Consider the following 18,007-nt stretch of genomic DNA (forward strand, 5'->3'; position numbering starts at 1 on the left):
TGTTGCTGTTCGTGACTACAAGGACTAGTGACGCTAACAGAAGCTCACGGAGCCTCTGCAATCACGATAGCTCTCCGCGGTGCGGGATAGCCTTCCAAGGTTTTCGTCTGATCATCAGGGTCCAAAAAGTTCTCCAGTGACTGATAACTCATCCACTCGGTAGCGCGCTGTTCATCAGTCGTTGTTACCGATTCGTCCACGACCCTAGGGTTTTTCCAACCCAGCTTGGCCAGCCACAAAATGAGCATGGCAGCGCTTGGAATAAACCAAACGTTGCCCATGCGCGCGTAGCGTCCCTGAGGTACCAGGCACTGTTGCTCGTCGCCCTCGATCACCAAGGTTTCCAAAACCAACTGCCCACCACTGCGTAGACTGTCACGCAAGGTCATCAGGTGTTCCATAGGCGAGCGTCGGTGGTAGAGAACACCCATGGAAAACGCCGTATCAAAAGCGTGGAGTTTGGGAGGGAGTTTTTCTATACCGATGGGAAGCACACAAACCGCGGGGTCCTGAATATAGCGCTGAAGAGCTGCAAACTGGATGACGAACAGCGGTGAAGGATCGATCCCTATAACTTCGCTGGCACCGGCTCCGCGAATTCGCCAACAGTGGTAGCCATTTCCGCAACCCACATCCAGCACGCGCCGATTTTCCAAGGGTTCGATATGCTGACTAAGCCGGTCCCACTTCCAATCCGAGTGCCACTCGGTATCGATCGCCACCCCGAACAGTTCGTAGGGACCTTTGCGCCAGGGGCATAGTCCGCGCAGCGTCGTTTCCAGCACCGATAAAGTTGCGTTGTCTATCGCTTGGCTTGCGCGGACTCCCACGCTTGCCGATGTAAGATCGGTATCACCAACGGGAATATCAGGTAGTGAGTCGAGAGCCTTTTCCCACCGGGGGATATCGCCGTGGCGCAGCACCGAAAGTCCCGCCTCCACCTGCTCGGGAAGAAGCATACCCCAGGGCTCCAGAGGCCCGTCCGCCCACCGTTGCTGAATGCCTTGAATGTCGATCATTTGAGGGCAATGATCGACGCAAAGTTAAAGCACTGAAACCACACGTCACTGGAACTGAATCCTGCCTCGGACAGGCGCAGACGATGCTGCTCGATGGATTCCGGGATCAAAACATTTTCAATGGAATCTCGCTTGCCAGCGATTTCCAAATCGCTGTAGCCGTGGGCGCGTTTAAAATCGTGGTGGAGGTCGATGTTCAGCTGATTCAATGAATCATCGGGAAACACCACTTTCTCTGACAGCACCAAAATACCACCGGGCATCAAAGCTTCAGCGATGCGATGCAGAAGTTCACGCCGCTCTTCCAGAGGCACGAACTGAAGGGTGTAATTAAGAACAACCATTGACGCATTCGCGATCTCGCTCTCAAGGATATCGCTCTCTCGAAGATCTACAGCGGTGCTGCCCGCGTCTAGGGCAAGCAACTCCCGACAGCGCGCGATCATTGCCGGCGAGTTGTCTATGCCTACGATTGTGCAGTTGGGTACGTCAATGTGACGCCGCATGGATAAGGTGGTGGCACCCAGAGAGCAGCCGAGGTCGTAGACGCTGCTGTTGGGTTTTGCAAAGCGCCCCGCAAGCAGGCCAGACATAGCGATAACGGTCTCGTACCCGGGCACAGAGCGGCGGATCATATCCGGGAAAACCGATACGACATCGCTGTCGAAGCGGAAGGGCCCGGGAGCGCGCAGGGGATCACTGAATAAGGTATCGGCGCTGGGTTGTTTGGGGGAGTCAGTCACGTAGTGCTTCGCAAGTAGTGCTAGGAAAAATTCTGCAAACAGTATTTCTGGTGGTGCGGGTTCCGCTGGACGCCGCAATCTTAAAAGCGCCCCGATTAGTAGCGGCGCAAAATACCAATCGTCGGCAGTGTGCATGGTAGCATGCGACGCGTTTTCAAAAGCTTGTTCTCTATCGTACAAATCGGGATTTTAAGTATGCAAGGCACCCACGAATACAGCGGCGCAGATCGTAATCAGAATATCCTTATCGATATTAACGGAGAGCTGTTACCGCGGGAAAAAGCGGCAGTGTCGGTGTTTGACTCGGGCTTTGTGCTGGGCGATGGAGTGTGGGAGGGGTTGCGCGTCGAAAGCGGCACTATATTGTTTTTAGAGCAACACTTGGATCGGCTCTATGAGGGTATGCATACCCTGGATTTTGACATTGCCGTTACTAAAGAAGCATTGACTAAGAGACTCTATGCCGCCCTAACTGCGAACGATATGCACGACGGTGTACACATAAGACTGATGGTCTCTCGTGGCGTGAAGTCAACGCCGTACCAAGATCCGAGGATGACCATAACGCCGCCGACGATGGTGATTATTCCTGAGTACAAGACAGCGCTCCCCGAGACAGTCAATAAAGGGGTAACTCTGTTCACAGTACACGTACGTCGTGGCTACTCCGACGTACAGGATCCGACGCTCAATACACACTCTAAACTGAACTGTGTAACAGCTTGTATTCAGGCGGCCAAGGCTGGCTGCGACGAAGCGCTCATGCTGGATCCCCATGGATTTGTCGCTACCTGCAACTCCACGCACTTTTTCATCGTGCGCCGAGGAGAGCTGTGGACCAGCACTGGGGATTACTGTCTCGACGGCATTACCCGGCGCAAGGTTCTCAACGTTGCAGCCGCGGGAGGGATGACGGTGAAGGAACGAAACTTCACGCTGACCGATGTCTATAACGCAGAAGAGGCCTTTGTAACGGGCACCTTCGCCGGGGTGGCGCCGGTACGTGAAGTGGATGGTCGAAGAATAGGCAATGCAGAGCGCGGCCCGGTAGTGACCGAGCTGCAGTCGGCCTATCGTCGTTACGTAGCCGAATACATTGCTGGTCCCGGGCGCTTGCATGCTCGCTCACAGGACTAAGCCGTGAAGGTCACGCGAGTGGCTATGTGGTCGGGGCCTCGCAACATCAGCACGGCGATGATGCGGTCTTTCGAAAATCGCAGTGATTGCGCTGTGATTGATGAACCTTTCTATGCGGCTTACCTTGCTGAAACCGGGCTGGATCATCCGGGGCGAGCAGATATATTGTCCAGCCAGACTCAGGACTGGCAGGAAGTCGCAAAGGCGCTTTGCGAGGATGAGCCAGCAGCGCTTTATTACCAGAAGCACATGACGCAACACATTCTGCCGGACATGGATTTAGCTTTTACCGACGGGTTAAGCAACTGTTTTTTGATACGGGAGCCGCGGAGGATCATCGCGTCTTACGCTCGGGTAAGGAGTGACTTCACCCTAGAGGAGTTGGGGTTTACTCAGCAGGCGGCGTTGTTCGATCGCGAGTGCGACCGTCTTGGGAGGGTACCGCCTGTGCTGGATGCGGCACTGACCTTAGCTGATCCCGCTAGTGTGCTGTCACAGCTGTGTTCGCTGGTATCGGTGCCGTTTAGCGACGCAATGTTGAGTTGGCCGAAAGGACCTAGAGATACTGATGGTGTTTGGGCGCCGCATTGGTACGAGTCAGTCTGGGCGTCTAGCGGCTTTGCTACCTCACCGTCGAAGGCAGATTCTGATGTCGAGCAGGCATTGAGTACACCTCAGGCAGAGATGTGCGCGCAGGCGGAAGTCATGTACGAGCGAATGTTGACCCACGCTTTGCGCGGGTAGAGATACTGTGCTGGTCGAGCGCGGCTACTTGAGAGCTTAGTTTGCGCTGCGAATCCAGAAATTTTCTTCGGCGAGCTGCCGGCGCTGGCGTGCCTGAGGCTGAGGCTGCGCGAAGTATCGATCAACGTCGATCGCCGCATTCGCGGGCTTACGAAACTTGATCGCACCCAGAAACGCCACAAGGCTGTTTGTGTTCCGTGCTGCGCTGTTTTCACTGCTTTTGGACATGACGTTGTACCTTCTAACTATGTGCTCAGGATAAAACTCTGACCTCCTGCAACAAGGAAAAAATCCGCAGAAAAAACGTGAAAAGTGCGCACTAAGCTAGAAACCACATTAGCTTTCAGAATTGTTTGTTTTCTCCGCTGTCAGCCTCGCGTATTCTGCGGGGGTACATTTGCCAGCTCTGTTCAGGAATTTTCGCCATGTTAGAAGCACTGCCCCTCCTTCCCGACGACCCCATTCTTGGCCTTGCAGCCGTGTGTCGCGCAGATGAAAACCCGAAGAAGGTGGATCTCACGGTAGGGATTTACATGGATGAAAACGGCGTTTGCCCCGTTTTTGAGGCCATTCAGCAGGCTCAAAATATGCTGGTCGAACGTGAAGTCAGTAAGGCCTATTTACCGCCCGCGGGTGTCGCAGGTTTCAACCCCGGCATGCAAAAGCTGGTACTCGGTGAGGGCAGTACGGCCTTGGCTGATGGACGAGTTAGCAGTATCCAGGCTCCCGGCGGCTGCGGTGCTCTTCGTATTGGTGCTGAGATCATTCAGGCGGCATCACCCGGTGCTCGGGTTTGGGTGTCAGATCCCACTTGGCCAGTACACATCCCTCTGCTCGGTAGCGTGGGACTGCAGTTCTCTACTTATCGCTACTACGAGCCCCAAACCCACGGCGTAAACTTTGATGCCATGGTGGAGGATCTCAAAGGCGCGGGGGCCGGAGATATCGTATTGCTCCATGGCTGTTGTCATAACCCTTGTGGCGCAGACCTTTCCAAGGAGCAGTGGTCGATAGTTGGCGACATGGCGGAAGCTCAGGGCTTTGTGCCGTTCATTGATTTTGCCTATCAAGGGCTGGGCGATGGTCTCGACGCAGACGCCGCCGGACTCCGCCACCTCGCGGAACGGCTGCCGGAGATGATCATTGCAGCGTCCTGCTCCAAGAACATGGGTCTCTATCGAGAGCGAACCGGCTGTACCTTGTTCCTCGCCAAGGACGGTAAAAGCGCCGATGCGCTTTTGAGTCAGGCGAAGGTCGCTGCCAGACGGGTGTACTCCATGCCTCCGGCTCATGGTGCTCTACTTGCAAGTACCGTTTTATCGGATTCTGCTCTCACCGCTAATTGGCAGTCGGAGCTTCATAGTATGTGTGGTCGTATCAATGGCCTGCGCAGCGACTTGGTGGAGAAGCTGCAGGCTTCCACCGGGCGGGACTTTGAGTTTATCCGCGCTGAAAAAGGGATGTTCTCGTTCTTGGGACTCAGCTCCGACCAGGTGCAAACGCTGCGTGATGACTACAGCGTGTACATGCTGGGCTCGTCACGTATCAATGTGGCTGGCGTGAACGCACGGAACATCGACTACCTAGCCGACTCCATCGCAAAGGTTTTGTAGCGCGGGTCTTCGCGGGTCTTCAGGAATAGAAGGGCGCGGTTGCCTTTTGGCGATGGGCAGACGGCTAGGCGCGTTCTTCCAGTTCGGTCCAACGTTCGATTTTTGACTCAAGCACTTCGCCTAAACCAGAAAGTTCTGCCAGAAGTTCTTTGACGACATCGCTGTCTTGCTCGTAGAACGCCGGATCACCGCACAAGGCTTCTAGTTCCGTCTGGCGAGCCTCCAGGGTTTCGATCTCTCCTGGCAGACCCTCCAGCTCTCTCTGCTCTTTGTAGCTCAGCTTTTTTTGCCCACTGGGCTTTAAAGCAGGTGAGGGGGCGGGTTCTGATACCTTGGGAGCATCATCAGCAAGTTCATGGGGCATCGCATCTAGGGGGAGCAGGCGACCGCCGCGAGCTTCCCAATCGCTAAAGCCCCCAGCGTGTTCTTCGATGTTGCCGTCTCCGGTGAGCACCAAGAGGCTTGTGACGACGTTATCCATAAACGCACGGTCGTGACTTACCAGTAGTACTGTCCCCTTAAACTCCATGAGCAGCTCTTCAAGAAGCTCGAGAGTTTCTATATCAAGGTCGTTAGTGGGTTCATCGAGGACCAGAAGATTAACAGGTTTGCTAAACAGTAGAGCGAGTACGGCCCGGTTTTGCTCACCTCCGGAAAGTGCGCCTACCGGTGTTCTTAGGCGCTGGGGTGAGAAGAGGAAATCTCCGAGATAGGATACGGCGTGTTTTCGTCGACCGCCGATCTCAATAAAGTCTCGTCCACCGCAGACGTTATCGATGAGGTTTTTACTGGGATCAAGCGTTGATCGTTGCTGATCACCGTAAGCGATCTCCAGCTTGCTGCCCAGGCGTACGGTGCCTGTCTCTGGGCTCAGTTCCCCTGTGAGAAGACGAATGAGTGTACTTTTACCGGCTCCATTGGGCCCTACGATACCGACCCGATCACCTCTTTGTAGTAACAAGGAGCTGGGCTTGATGATGGTCCGCCCGCCGAGAACGACGCTGGCCTCGTTGATCTCAGCCACAATTTTGCCGCTGCGCGCCGCGGTATCTACGTTGAGGTTTGCAGTGCCCGTACGCTCGCGCCGTTGGCTTCTTTCTTCGCGCATGGCCTTCAGCGCGCGAACTCTCCCTTCGTTACGGGTGCGGCGGGCCTTAATGCCTTGGCGGATCCACTTTTCTTCGTCGCTTAAACGTTTGTCGAAAAGCGCATTGGCTCTTTCTTCCGCTGCTAGTTGCTGCTCTCGGTGACTTAGAAACCCCTCGTAGCTGCCTTGCCAAACAGTGAGATTGCCGCGATCCAATTCCGCAATGTGATCGGCGACACCCTGCAAAAAACGTCGGTCGTGTGTGATTAACACCAGTGCGCAGCGCAGCCCCGTAAGCTGTTCCTGGAGCCATTCGATAGCAGGGATGTCCAGATGGTTGGTAGGCTCGTCCAGCAAGAGAATATCCGGATCACCCACCAAGGCACGCGCGAGCGAAGCGCGGCGGCGCCAGCCTCCGGATAGGCTAGACATGAGTGTGTCTCGTTTGAGGTCGAGCTGGCTCAGAGTGCTCTCTACGCGCTGACCTAGTTGCCAGCCATCGGCCGCTTCGAGGGCTTGCTGCACCCGCTCCAGTTCCACAAGATCGGCGTCTGCTGATGAGGTTAGCTGCTCAAAGCGCCGGAGGAGGGCGCCGGTCTCAGCGAGACCGTCGGCGACGTAGTCATAGACGCTGATATCGGCGGTGTCCGGCAGTTCCTGCTCAAGCCTTGCGATACGGGTGCCGGGTCGCAACCAGCGGTCTCCGCCATCCAATGCGAGGTCGCCCGCCAAAATCTTGAGGAGGGTGCTCTTTCCTTCACCATTTCGCCCCAACAAACCAAGCCGTTGACCGCTGCTTATTTGCAGGTCAACGGACTCAAGCAAAACGTGAGTGCCGAAGTGTAGATTGGCCTGTTCTAGACGGAGAAGATCCATGAAGCTTTTGCTGTAGAAAATGTGCGCGCATTCTAACGCGCTCAGGGGCGCTTCCAACTAGTTTCTGCGCTGGTGGGCGCGCACCAGCCGATTCGGCTATCATTGCCGCCGCTTTTTTTGGCTGTAGTCGCTCTGAGAGCACAAAAGCCCCAGCGATTCGGCCGCCTTTAGGATCGACATGTTTTCACGCGCATATCAAACACACCACGACCGCCAATTGGCTCTTTGGCTTCTAGCCTGTGCCGTAGTGATTTACGGGATGATCTTGCTCGGCGGTGTTACGCGATTAACTGAATCTGGCCTATCGATGGTTGAGTGGCGCCCCATCATGGGCATCTGGCCCCCCATTGGCGAGGCCGCCTGGTTAGAAGTGTTTGCCAAATATCAGCAGTTCCCCGAGTACCAGAAGATCAACCAAGGTATGGATCTCGCTGAGTTTAAGGTGATATTCATGTATGAGTATCTTCACCGCGTACTGGGGCGGATTATCGGTTTGCTGTTTGTTCTACCTCTGGCTTTCTTTGCCCTACGAGGCGTGATTCGCCCGGGTTTGATGCCTCGACTGTTAGTGCTCCTTGTACTGGGTGGTTGTCAGGGCTTGTTAGGTTGGTACATGGTCAAGAGCGGCTTGGTTGATAGGCCCAGTGTGTCTCAATACCGGCTGACGGCCCATCTTGGTCTTGCTGTTGCACTCTACGCAGCGATCGTTTGGCAGTTTCTCAATTTGTGGCCCAAAGCAAATAGTGCATCCACTCGCGGAGCATTGCCGTCCATGCAAAGTGCCGCGAGGTGGTCGCCTCTGTTGGTGGTGTTGGTGTACCTCATGATTCTATCGGGCGGATTAGTGGCGGGAACTGACGCGGGCTATTCTTATCCGACCTGGCCGAACATGGGGCCCGGTTTTGTTCCTCCTGGTTTGTACGCCGGTACCCCCGCTTGGTTAGCAGCGTTTGAGGATGTGACCACAATTCAGTTCAACCACCGTATGTTCGCCTATGTGCTGCTGCTTTTAGTCGGTGGTTTTGGACTGCGTTTGGTGCTGCAATCTGCAGACGGATTCATGCGTGGAGCGGGAGTTGCTGTCATCGCCGCCTTACTGCTTCAGATCACCTTGGGGGTCAGCACATTACTCACTCGCATGGCGATACCTGTGGCAGCAGGGCATCAGGCGGGAGCGATTTTCTTGTTAACGGTGTTGTTGTTTACCGTGCACGCGCTTCGACGACGAACGATTGTTACCGATAACTAACGACGAGGAAGCCTTTAAGAGCTTCTGCGCCCTCGCAACGTATGACGTGAGGAATGTCAGCTCGATAATGAGCTGTGTCGCCCGTCAGTAACGCGACTTCGCTGTTTCCAGTGCGGACGAGCGCAGAACCTTGGGAGACCGAGAACATTTCTCGGGTGCCTTCGAAGTGTGCAGCGCTGGCAAGCTCGGCACCGGGCTGTAGAGTAATTACATAGAACTCAATGTTTTTTTCCAGCTGCAGGGGAGAGAGCGTGCGTAGCTCACACTCACTGTCGGCACGAAACACGGTCCCGGGATCGTCGCCACGTACCACATCGATGCTGGCGCTGGCATTAGGGTCGTCTACCAGTTCTCCGATGCTGATGCCAAAGGTCTGCGCGATGCGCTGGGTCACGGCTAGTGTCGGGTTGGCTTTGCCCCTCTCAATTTGGCTCAGCATCGATCGACTGACCCCCGATGCAGCGGCGAGTTGCTCCAGCGTCATGGACTGTAACTGTCGGAGCTGGCTGACGCGCTCGCCTAGGAGCCTACTGGTTGAATCTGTCATCAGCGCATTATATGTGCGTAACCTACCAGCAAGACAGCGCTTCGCGAGCTTTGATTCTCGGCGAGACGGCAGCACGTATTACTTCGCGTCGCGCTGATGCGCTCCTGACTGCTGCGCAGCACGCGCTGCCGCCTCGCCTTGGCTCAGAGCGTGCTCCGATGCTAGATGATCAATGCCGAGGCAAAAAAATGCCCGCACGAGGCGGGCATTAAGACTACGGCTGAGGTATCGCTTAGAAGGTGTACTTCAAGCGAGCACCGAAGACCGCGCTCTCTTCGAGATAACGAGAGTGAGATCCAGCGAGTACGGGCGTGTCATAAGACTGCATGAACACTTCTTCATCAAAGATATTACGACCGTAGGCCATGATTTCCCAGTCGCCGGAGCGCAGACCAAAACGGAGGTTTGTTTTGGTGTAAGCGTCGATAACGTCGATGGGATCGTTGTCACCCGCCGAGTTGAACGCGTCGCGGTAGTTGATTTCACCGCCTACGAAGAACTCCATGCTGTTACCCACTGGACGGATGTAATCCCAGAAGAAGGACGCACTGTAATCAGACGCGTACAGTGTTGGTTCGCCCGAAAGCGGGTTGCTGGTTGCGCCTGGCAAGCCAGTACCACAAAGAGGATCCGCATCTAGCTGAATAGCAGTACAGGGGCCGTTATCGAAGTCTCCGTAGGTAGCATCTAGCCACGCAAAGTTGGCGCCAAGACGGAGGTTATCCGTGGCCTGCCACAAGGCATCAACTTCCAGACCGAGAATCTCAGAGCTCGCCGCGTTTTCAACTACGAAACCGATGCCCTGGAAAATAGCTACCTGAAGATCGGTGTACTCGGTGTAGAACGCCGCCCAGTTCAAGGTCATGCCGCCATCGAACAATGTGTGCTTACCACCGATCTCGAAAGCATCCACTTCTTCGTCATCGAACTCGAACTGATCGTTCGGGTTGGTCACGTCGTAACAGGCCGAAAGATCGACAGTGAAGTCCGGCAGGGTTGGCGCGCAAGGGAACGTACCCTGCTGCAGATCACCGGGCTCTCCATCATCTGCCGCTGTGAAGCCGCCTGACTTAAAGCCTTGAGAGAAGCTTGCATACAGCATGCTGTCGTCACTGATATCCCATTGGAGATTAAATGACGGCACGAGAGCATCGGTGCTTCTGTCTTGCGTGTAATCGTAGTTATAAGCGTTAAAGCTCGTGGCCTGAATTAGATGAAGGAAGTAGTTGTCGCTTTCGTTCAGAAGACCAGAGTTCAGATCTGAAAGAAACTGCGTGCTTCGTACGTCCTTGTTCTCTTCCGTGTAGCGCACACCAACGGTGAGGCGCAGAGTGTCGGTAAAGTTAAAGGTTCCCTGACCGAAGACTGCCCAGGAGTCGGAGTCGAGCTGGTAATTGTGGTTTCGGGCGATCTGGTTCATGTCGTAGGCGCCGGCGGTGAGCGCAAACAATAAGTTTTGCGGCAGAACCTCAGGAGGAGGGTTGCCCGGGGTTACGATAGACAGGAACTCTGGGAACAAACCGTCAAAGTTGGTATCGATAGCCACCTGACGCTGAAATTCAAGATCGCTCTGGTCGTAGTAAAGACCAGCAACGTAATCAAAGAACTCGCCGCCCGGTGATGCAATGCGTATCTCCTGGCTGAACTGCTCAAAGGTTTGATCGTCATCCCGAGAAATAAATTGCAGAGGTAACCAATCTACGTCAGCGCCATCTATATATTGGTATTCGGACCATCCGGTAATCGAGGTGACAGTAAGCTCTCCTACCTGCCAGTCAACGTTAAGCACCATGTTCGTGATGTCGTTGTCGGAGCTGTCCGGGTTCAAACCAATGCCGATGCCATCTTCCTGAGAGCGGCCAAAGCCATTGTCTTTGAATACCTCAAATTCGCGACTGGTCTGTTCTTGGTAGCCGGGGAAGAATACATCCATGATGTTATAGGCTGTATCAGCGAATGCACTCCGGTTCGGTACGTTTTCAGCGCGCCCTGCTGCGTCAAGGAACACGGTGCCAGTGGTGGTCGCACCTGTGCGCTCGTAGTCCGATTGGCTGTACTTGAAGTTAACGTTCAAATCATCGGTAGGCTGCCAGTTTAAAGAAAGGCGGTAGGAGAGCTCTTCGACACCACCCTCAGAGGTGCCTAGGAAGGCATTATCGGCAAAGCCATCGGTTTCGCGATACTTCACAGCAACACGGGCGCCCAGCGTATCGGTCAAACCAGAACCTATGAATCCTTCAACGACTCTTCCGTCGAAAGATTCCGCCGAGACCATAACCTCGCCTTCAAGCTCATCGCCAGCGCGAGCACTTGCGGTCGTAATGTTGATCGCACCTGCAACCGTGTTACGGCCAAACAATGTGCCCTGGGGTCCACGCAGAACCTCCACACGCTCTACATCAAGGAATGCTGCACGGTATTGACGTCCTCGGCCCATATACACGCCGTCGATATACATACCGACTGACTGCTCAAAGCCTTGGTTGTTACCAGAGCCTACGCCACGCATGTAGATGTTGGTGTTTACCGGCGCATCGGCGATGTGCAGGTTGGGAACGTAGTCTGCAAGTGCAGCCATATTCGGAATACCCGCATCCTGAATCTTCTCGCCCTGAATGGCGGAAACAGAAATTGGAACGTCTTGAAGACTCTCCGCACGTTTCTGTGCGGTTACGATGACTTCTTCGAGTTGTTGTGCACCGACGGTGAGTGATTGCGTTGCCAGTGATACGGCCGCGATGAGCGGCAGCGTGCGAAAAGTCGCAGACATGGAAAATCCCCTTGTTGTTTTATATTTATGAGTCATCGAGCTGAGGGGCTCTTTAACCTGTCTACGATGCTAGGTAACTTGCATGGTTAAACGCAAGTAATTTTGACTGTAATTTTAACAGGGGTATTGCACCATCACGGTGCGCCTAAAACGCGGTGCGTCTATGAGGAAGCGGCGCGAATAGGATGAGGCGCGAAGCGCTAATCGTTATACCCCGGTGGTGGGACGAATGCGCGATGATGTGTTTCGAGTAAGCGCGCTACCGCCAAGGTGGTTCGATCACCAAGATAGCGACTACTGATTTGCATGCCCACAGGCAGTCCGTCCGCTGTGGTGCCCAGCGGCACAGCAGTGGCAGGCAAATAAGCGTTCAGTGTCAGCCCCGCCCACTTAAGGACATCGGTGTAGGGTCGTTCCACGCCGTTGACCGAGATGACTCTTGCCTGCATGTCAGGATGATGATCATGTTCGAAGGCAGGTACATGGGTACAGGGGCATAGCAGTACATCGTAATCACGAAAGAATGCTTCCCAGGCAACGCGGGTGTGTTGACGAATCTCGTTCTGAACCATCCAGCCCTTGTGATCCATGGCGATACCCCTCATCTGCAGCAAGGCTTCACTGCGATCATCGGGGTCTGCTGCCGCGACTATTTCGCGTGCCATTTGTTGCACCTCATCCGGTGTGTTGCCGCCAATGGTCGACATGAGCAGCTGAAGGTAGTTTTCGTGATTCGCTTGAGGATCTATAGACGGGCGCGCACTTCGATTGACATGGGCGCCGAGGTTCTCGAGAGTTTTCGCGGCGCTTTCTATATGTTCTGCGATCGCGGTGTCTACTGGGCAGAAGTCATCGTCTGCCCAAACGGCGACCCGAAGATGAGATGCGTCGCGAAAGCTTGGCGTTGGTAATGCCGGTAAGGGGTGAGCCGTGATATCGGGTGCAGGGCCGGCAAGCAGGGCGAGCGCTTGCTCAAGATCGTCAACGCAGGTTGCGAGGGGGCCCGCACAGGATAAGTCGGGCTCGGAGAGCACGTGGTCACCGGGCGGTAAGTGGCCACGTTTGGTAATCAACTCGTAGCTGCTTTTATGGCCGAACACGCCATTAAAGTGGCTGGGCGTTCGAATAGAGCCACCGATGTCACTACCTAGCTCTAGTGGAGTGAGTCCACTAGCCAGCGCCGCAGCGGCTCCGCCAGAAGATCCGCCGCAGGTGCGTTCTACATTCCAGGGATTGTTTGTGACGTCGTAAATTTCGTTAAAGGACTGCAGATCTGCGCTCATGAAAGGCACGTTGGTTTTGCCGAAGATTATTGCTCCCGCGTCTACTAGTCGTTGTACAGCAATCGCATTCTTCTCGGGAATGAAGTCCTTGTGCTCGGGGATTCCTCCAACGGTCACCAAACCTTCGGTGCACCAAGCATCCTTGATCGTCATTGGTACGCCGTGGAGTGGTCCCCAATCTTCATTTTCTGCTACAGCTTTGTCTGCCGCAACGGCGCGAGCGAGCGCGCGGTCGGTATCCAGAGCAACCACAGCATTAATAGCTGAATTGAACTGTTCGACGCGATCGAGATAGAACTCAAGCACCGTGACAGCAGATAGCTTGCCCGCCTTGATATCCTGCGCGAGTCCAAAAGCGCTGCGGTAGAGTATGCTCATAGCTGTATTTCCAGTCGTATGTTGACGAGGTAAAAATGCGTACGCGAAAGCTTATCGCTTGTGTGCTGATCGGGCTATACCCTTTTTTTGGCAGTGCAATTCTTCGCGCACAAACTTGTCCGCCGGCGGAAGGCGTTGCTCTACAAGTGCTTGGTTCCGGCGGGCCTATCGCGGACGACGCTCGGGCTTCCAGCGGATACCTAGTGTGGATAGACGGTCGCGCTCGTGTTCTGGTAGATCTGGGCGGTGGCGCTATTCTTCGTTTTGCGCAGGCGGGTGCATCTTTCGCGGACCTGGACGCCGTTCTCTTATCGCATTTACATGCAGATCATTCTGCGGGGCTACCGGCGCTCCTTAAGTCAGGGTACTTCGCACAGCGCAGTCGTCGTTTAACCGTTGCGGGGCCGTCAGGGGGTGGCAATGCAAAGGTTCAATTCCCATCCCTCGATCAGTATGTGGATAGTCTGTTGCAGGCCGGTTCGGGTGCCTACGCATACCTGAGTGATTATCTCCAAAAGGAAGCGGGTGCGCCGTACTTACAGCTCGAGACGGTTGTGAATGAGCCAGGTAGGGAAGCGTTAATCCCTGTGAAAGATGCACAAAGCAATGTGAGCATTCGCGCGCTGTCTGTGTCTCATGGCCCTGTGCCGGCGCTGGCCTATCGCATTCAGACATCGAACCGCGTTGTGGTATTCGCTGGAGATCAAGATGGGCGCACAGTCACTTTCCCGGACTTTGCCAAAGAATCGGATGTGTTGGTACTTCACATGCCTATCCCGGAAGGCGCGGGTCCAGGCGCCCGCGCTCTGCACGCTACGCCATCGCGACTGAATGAAGTGGCTCGCGACGCTGGCGCAAAGGAAGTAATACTCAGTCACTTTATGGCTCGATCCTTGAGGGATATAGAGTCCAACGTTGCCCTGATTGAAGCGAAATTTCCTGGGAGGGTGAGGGTGGCTGAAGACCTCGACTGTGTTCCGATAACAGGGGGATGACAGTAACAGGGCTTTTAGGGGGGGGGAATCGGGTCATAAAAAATTCACATAAGAGGGCTTGCAGGTCATAGGAGCGTCATGATCCGAGCCTAGAGTTCGCAGTATGAGCGTTCTCGAAACCATTCAGGACTACGATCAGCGGTCGTTACTGCTGTCGCAGCATTCGCGAAGCTGGGCCGCTCGTTATCGTAAGCCCATATCAAAGAGTGCTGACGGTCATCTCTATTTATTAGTGGGTGGCGCTTTGGGTTTGTTTATGGAGAGTGGAACCCAGTTTCTGACACTTATGCTGGTGGCGTTTACCGTCGAACGGGCACTCTACTGGTCTTTGAAAAATAGCTTAAAGCGGCGTCGGCCCGCAGCCGCATTGCCTGATTTTCAAAGCCATATCATTGCCTCGGATGAGTTCAGCTTTCCATCGGGGCACACCTGTGCCGCATTTTTGTTTGTAACTCTTCTGATTCTACATTTTGGCCTTTGGCTGCTTCCCCTGTACGCGTGGAGTGCATGCGTGGCAATGTCCCGTGTGTATCTTGGGGTTCACTTCCCCACAGACACTGTTGTCGGCGCGGTTTTAGGTTCATCAATTGCGTTGATAACGGCGCAGTGGCTGACTTAATGTTCCAGTCCTTAACATGAAAATACTTTACGGCGTGCAGGGCACCGGAAATGGACACCTCAGTCGTGCTCGTGCCATGGCCCGGGCGTTCGCCGCGCGGAACCTCGACGTAGACTATCTGTTCAGCGGCCGGTCCCTGGACCGATACTTTGATATGCACGTTTTCGGACAGTTTTGTGTACGTGAAGGACTCACTTTCGCTTGTTCTAATGGCAAGTTGTCATATCTGAAGACCTGCGTTGGAAATAACTACGGGCGTTTCCTCCGCGACGTGTTGACGCTGGATCTCAGTGTTTACGATCTAGTGCTCACCGACTTTGAGCCTATCACTGCCTGGGCGGGCTGGCTGCGCGGCAAGACAGTGGTGAGCATTGGGCACCAGCCAGCATTTGATCATCGCGTGCCCATGGCTGGTCATGATCTTCGGTCCCGGTTTGTCATGCGGATGTTTGCTCCGGGGGGTGTTCGCCTGGGTATGCACTGGGACAGCTTTCAGGCGCCCATCCTGCCTCCTATTGTGAACGTGGAGCACGCTGCCGTATCGACCGAGCCTCGTAAGGTCGTTGTATATCTGCCCTTCGAAAATCAACTGAATGTGCAGGCGGTGCTCGCGCAGATCCCGGAGTACGACTTCTATATCTATGCGCCAGATAATTTGGCGTCCACGCGCGGTAACCTACATCTATTGCCCACATCACTTAAAGGCTTTCAGGACGACCTCTCTACCTGCGCAGGAGTGATTTGCAATGCCGGTTTTGAGCTGTCCAGTGAGTGCATTGCGTTAGGTAAGCGTTTACTGGTGAAGCCGTTGGATAGGCAGATGGAGCAGTCATCAAACGCTCTTGCATTGAGCCGGCTCGGCTACGGCGAAACGCTGGAAAACCTGCAGATTGATCAGATACGTAAGTGGCTAGGCTCCAGTGATCCCGTCCAAAAGGTGCGCTATCCGGACGTTGCGAGTGAGGTAGTGAAGTGGCTGTGCGACGGGAATCTTCAAGAGGCTTCTCAGCAAGACCTGAGCGATAGGCTCTGGGACAAAGTGGTTGTTGAATTTTGACCTCTGCGAGGTGATTGGCGGGGTTTTTTAGCAAAGAACCGGGGCGCTCAGCTCGATTTTTCGAAATACCCAACCAAAATGATCGGGTTTACGTATAATACGTCACTATCGAATTTGGCCCTCCTACCCTATGGTCGACAAACACATCGCAGCTGAGAGCTCGCTTTCATCGCTGTTTAGGTTTTTCATCGGTATTTTGGCGCCGGAGCGCAGCTATTACGCTCTGGCAATCATCTATGGCATTGGCATTAGTCTGTTGTCACTGGCGACTCCTGTGTCTGTCCAGATGCTCATCAACACTGTCGCGAACATCGGACTGACTACGCCGCTAGTCGTGTTGTCCCTGACCCTGTTCTTCTTGCTCATGCTTGCGGGTGGATTGAACGCACTTCGCATTTACATCATGGACGTTTTCGGTCGGCGGTTTTACGCCCGGATGGTGTCCGAGATAGCGCTGCGAACGGTTTATGCTCGCAACCCTTACTTCGATGATCGCGGCAAGAGCGCGCTCTTTAACCGCTATTTCGACATCATTATCATCATGAAGATGCTGCCGAACTTGCTAGTGGGTGGTTTCACAATCATATTGCAAACGGTGGTGGGTTTTCTGCTGGTATCGTCCTATCACCCCTTACTTCTGGCATTTAATGCCGGAATTGCTCTGCTAATTTGGATGGTATGGTTCATCTGGGGGCGTCGCGGCATCCGCAGTGCCGTCGAGCTTTCGCACCGGAAACACTACAGTGCTTCGTGGCTAGAGTCCCTCGGCCATGCCAACGGCTTTTACAAAAGTGAGATGCACATTTCCGAGGCACTGCGTCGCACCGACGAAGTCACCGCTTCTTATATGGAGCAACATCGGCAGCACTTTAGGCACCACTTTTCTCAGACCCTGAGCTTTTTGTTTATCTATGCTGCCGCGAGTGCCGCGCTTCTTGGCTTGGGTGGCTGGTTGGTCATCATTGGCGAGTTGTCTCTAGGGCAGTTGGTTGCAGCAGAGCTCGTACTTTCCGTCGTGTTCTTGGGCGTGTCCCAAATGGGCATCTATCTCAGTTATCTCTATGACGTTTGCGGTGCCGTGGACGAGCTGTCGCTGTTTTTTCAGGTTGAGCAGGACATGCCCACGGGCGCGCACAAGCGTATCGATGGGGATTCATCGTTGAGCTTTAGCAAGGTGGTCGTCGCTCCTTCTATTACTCTGGACTTTAAAATTCCCGCACGCTCCCGTGTCTGCGTCTACGCCGATAGTCATCGTGCTCAACGCGTGTTCACCAATCTCGTGCGGGGTCATGAAGCACCGGATAGCGGCTACATCGCGGTGGGCGGCATGGATCTTCGAGAGTTGAAGGCTTACGAGAAACGCCAAGAAATCATCATGCTGGACCGCCCGAATGCTGTGGAGACAAGTATTCGTGAGTACCTGCGCTTGTCTGCCTCGAGTGCCGAAGCCGTGGATGTTATGGAGGTACTCGAAATTGTGGGTCTCGCGGAAACCGTTACACAGCTTTCCCAGGGCCTAGACACAGAGTTGGTGGGTACCGGTTGGCCGCTTTCTATCGTAGAGACTATGCAGTTGAAGTTGGCCGCTGCGATCATTTCGAAGCCACGAATTTTGGTGCTCACGCAGGCCTACGACGGCATGCCGGAGGTGTTTTTGCTCCGCGCTATGAACGCTCTTCAGGAACGATGCGAAACCACGATCGTCTACTTCACCTACGAGAATATTGATTTAGGCTTCGACCACTACCTGCAGTTGGGCTTTGAGCAACAGGTGATGGTGACTGACTACGAATCGCTCTGTGATCTTATGGGGCTCGAAGAGCATCCCATGCGCAGTCCTCTATCGATTTACGGCGAAAACGCCGCCGAATTGAACGAGGAGCAGTAACG

The 18,007-nt window shown here is 54.4% G+C and carries 15 protein-coding genes; 8 read left to right on the top strand and 7 right to left on the bottom strand.

The annotated features are described in order from the left end of the window. Positions 1 to 44: 44 nt before the first annotated feature. Entirely contained in the window at positions 45 to 1,019 is a 975-nt protein-coding gene (gene cmoB, locus R0137_RS05960; protein ID WP_407329311.1) for a tRNA 5-methoxyuridine(34)/uridine 5-oxyacetic acid(34) synthase CmoB, read from the bottom strand. Further along, entirely contained in the window at positions 1,016 to 1,897 is an 882-nt protein-coding gene (cmoA, locus tag R0137_RS05965) for a carboxy-S-adenosyl-L-methionine synthase CmoA (protein ID WP_407329312.1), read from the bottom strand. The genes cmoB and cmoA overlap by 4 nt, the downstream gene beginning before the upstream one ends. A 60-nt stretch (positions 1,898 to 1,957) precedes the next feature. Here cmoA and R0137_RS05970 point away from each other — a divergent pair, with 60 nt between their 5' ends. Together R0137_RS05970 and R0137_RS05975 are read left to right on the top strand one after the other, a co-directional pair. After that, complete coding sequence (locus tag R0137_RS05970) at positions 1,958 to 2,899, top strand: aminotransferase class IV (protein WP_407329313.1); 942 nt, start codon at positions 1,958 to 1,960, stop codon at positions 2,897 to 2,899. Between the two features lie 3 nt (positions 2,900 to 2,902). Next, a complete protein-coding gene (locus R0137_RS05975; RefSeq protein ID WP_407329315.1) occupies positions 2,903 to 3,643 on the top strand; it encodes an HAD family hydrolase in 741 nt (246 codons plus the stop codon). A gap of 36 nt (positions 3,644 to 3,679) precedes the next feature. On the opposite strand, the gene R0137_RS05980 is transcribed toward R0137_RS05975, so the two are convergent. Then, positions 3,680 to 3,871 carry a hypothetical protein gene (locus R0137_RS05980; protein WP_407329316.1) on the bottom strand — a complete coding sequence of 64 codons (192 nt, stop codon included), beginning with the start codon at positions 3,869 to 3,871 and terminating at the stop codon, positions 3,680 to 3,682. A gap of 197 nt (positions 3,872 to 4,068) precedes the next feature. Between R0137_RS05980 and R0137_RS05985 the strand changes: the two genes are divergently transcribed. Beyond that, complete coding sequence (locus tag R0137_RS05985) at positions 4,069 to 5,256, top strand: aromatic amino acid transaminase (protein WP_407329317.1); 1,188 nt, start codon at positions 4,069 to 4,071, stop codon at positions 5,254 to 5,256. A 64-nt stretch (positions 5,257 to 5,320) separates the two neighbouring features. On the opposite strand, the gene R0137_RS05990 is transcribed toward R0137_RS05985, so the two are convergent. After that, positions 5,321 to 7,219 carry an ATP-binding cassette domain-containing protein gene (locus R0137_RS05990; RefSeq protein ID WP_407329318.1) on the bottom strand — a complete coding sequence of 633 codons (1,899 nt, stop codon included), beginning with the start codon at positions 7,217 to 7,219 and terminating at the stop codon, positions 5,321 to 5,323. A gap of 178 nt (positions 7,220 to 7,397) precedes the next feature. Between R0137_RS05990 and R0137_RS05995 the strand changes: the two genes are divergently transcribed. Beyond that, the gene (locus R0137_RS05995) at positions 7,398 to 8,468 is read left to right on the top strand and encodes a COX15/CtaA family protein (RefSeq protein WP_407329320.1); all 1,071 of its coding nucleotides are present in this window, start codon (positions 7,398 to 7,400) and stop codon (positions 8,466 to 8,468) included. Here the strand turns inward: R0137_RS05995 and R0137_RS06000 are convergent. The 3 genes from R0137_RS06000 to R0137_RS06010 all read right to left on the bottom strand — a co-directional run bounded on the left by R0137_RS06000 (position 8,455) and on the right by R0137_RS06010 (position 13,446). Next, positions 8,455 to 9,015: a helix-turn-helix domain-containing protein gene (locus R0137_RS06000; RefSeq protein ID WP_407329321.1), complete on the bottom strand. Its 561-nt coding sequence runs from the start codon at positions 9,013 to 9,015 to the stop codon at positions 8,455 to 8,457. The two genes, R0137_RS05995 and R0137_RS06000, sit on opposite strands and share 14 nt — an antisense overlap. Before the next feature lie 232 nt (positions 9,016 to 9,247). Next, positions 9,248 to 11,785, bottom strand: a complete 2,538-nt coding sequence (locus tag R0137_RS06005; RefSeq protein ID WP_407329322.1) for a TonB-dependent receptor — start codon at positions 11,783 to 11,785, stop codon at positions 9,248 to 9,250. A gap of 200 nt (positions 11,786 to 11,985) precedes the next feature. Next, complete coding sequence (locus tag R0137_RS06010) at positions 11,986 to 13,446, bottom strand: amidase (RefSeq protein ID WP_407329323.1); 1,461 nt, start codon at positions 13,444 to 13,446, stop codon at positions 11,986 to 11,988. Positions 13,447 to 13,481: 35 nt separating this feature from the next. Here R0137_RS06010 and R0137_RS06015 point away from each other — a divergent pair, with 35 nt between their 5' ends. The 4 genes from R0137_RS06015 (at position 13,482) to R0137_RS06030 (ending at position 18,005) form a co-directional block, all read left to right on the top strand. Beyond that, positions 13,482 to 14,441 carry an MBL fold metallo-hydrolase gene (locus R0137_RS06015; RefSeq protein ID WP_407329324.1) on the top strand — a complete coding sequence of 320 codons (960 nt, stop codon included), beginning with the start codon at positions 13,482 to 13,484 and terminating at the stop codon, positions 14,439 to 14,441. A gap of 103 nt (positions 14,442 to 14,544) precedes the next feature. Next, positions 14,545 to 15,060 (top strand): phosphatase PAP2 family protein, encoded by a 516-nt coding sequence (locus tag R0137_RS06020; protein ID WP_407329326.1) that lies wholly within the window; start codon positions 14,545 to 14,547, stop codon positions 15,058 to 15,060. A 16-nt stretch (positions 15,061 to 15,076) separates the two neighbouring features. Beyond that, on the top strand, positions 15,077 to 16,117 hold the full coding sequence (locus R0137_RS06025; protein WP_407329327.1) for an MJ1255/VC2487 family glycosyltransferase: 1,041 nt from the start codon (positions 15,077 to 15,079) through the stop codon (positions 16,115 to 16,117). Between the two features lie 130 nt (positions 16,118 to 16,247). Continuing rightward, positions 16,248 to 18,005, top strand: a complete 1,758-nt coding sequence (locus R0137_RS06030) for an ABC transporter transmembrane domain-containing protein (protein WP_407329329.1) — start codon at positions 16,248 to 16,250, stop codon at positions 18,003 to 18,005. Positions 18,006 to 18,007: the final 2 nt, after the last annotated feature.

Source organism: Congregibacter brevis (genome assembly GCF_045689245.1).
GTDB classification, from domain to species: Bacteria; Pseudomonadota; Gammaproteobacteria; order Pseudomonadales; family Halieaceae; genus Congregibacter; species Congregibacter brevis.

What these genes read in the sequence shown, in the direction of transcription:
- cmoB (WP_407329311.1), bottom strand. Translation starts at nt 1,019, where the DNA reads ATGATCGACATTCAAGGCATTCAGCAACGGTGGGCGGACGGGCCTCTG.
- cmoA (WP_407329312.1), bottom strand. Translation starts at nt 1,897, where the DNA reads ATGCACACTGCCGACGATTGGTATTTTGCGCCGCTACTAATCGGGGCG.
- R0137_RS05970 (WP_407329313.1), top strand. Translation starts at nt 1,958, where the DNA reads ATGCAAGGCACCCACGAATACAGCGGCGCAGATCGTAATCAGAATATC.
- R0137_RS05980 (WP_407329316.1), bottom strand. Translation starts at nt 3,871, where the DNA reads ATGTCCAAAAGCAGTGAAAACAGCGCAGCACGGAACACAAACAGCCTT.
- R0137_RS05985 (WP_407329317.1), top strand. Translation starts at nt 4,069, where the DNA reads ATGTTAGAAGCACTGCCCCTCCTTCCCGACGACCCCATTCTTGGCCTT.
- R0137_RS05990 (WP_407329318.1), bottom strand. Translation starts at nt 7,219, where the DNA reads ATGGATCTTCTCCGTCTAGAACAGGCCAATCTACACTTCGGCACTCAC.
- R0137_RS05995 (WP_407329320.1), top strand. Translation starts at nt 7,398, where the DNA reads ATGTTTTCACGCGCATATCAAACACACCACGACCGCCAATTGGCTCTT.
- R0137_RS06000 (WP_407329321.1), bottom strand. Translation starts at nt 9,015, where the DNA reads ATGACAGATTCAACCAGTAGGCTCCTAGGCGAGCGCGTCAGCCAGCTC.
- R0137_RS06005 (WP_407329322.1), bottom strand. Translation starts at nt 11,785, where the DNA reads ATGTCTGCGACTTTTCGCACGCTGCCGCTCATCGCGGCCGTATCACTG.
- R0137_RS06010 (WP_407329323.1), bottom strand. Translation starts at nt 13,446, where the DNA reads ATGAGCATACTCTACCGCAGCGCTTTTGGACTCGCGCAGGATATCAAG.
- R0137_RS06015 (WP_407329324.1), top strand. Translation starts at nt 13,482, where the DNA reads ATGCGTACGCGAAAGCTTATCGCTTGTGTGCTGATCGGGCTATACCCT.
- R0137_RS06020 (WP_407329326.1), top strand. Translation starts at nt 14,545, where the DNA reads ATGAGCGTTCTCGAAACCATTCAGGACTACGATCAGCGGTCGTTACTG.
- R0137_RS06025 (WP_407329327.1), top strand. Translation starts at nt 15,077, where the DNA reads ATGAAAATACTTTACGGCGTGCAGGGCACCGGAAATGGACACCTCAGT.
- R0137_RS06030 (WP_407329329.1), top strand. Translation starts at nt 16,248, where the DNA reads ATGGTCGACAAACACATCGCAGCTGAGAGCTCGCTTTCATCGCTGTTT.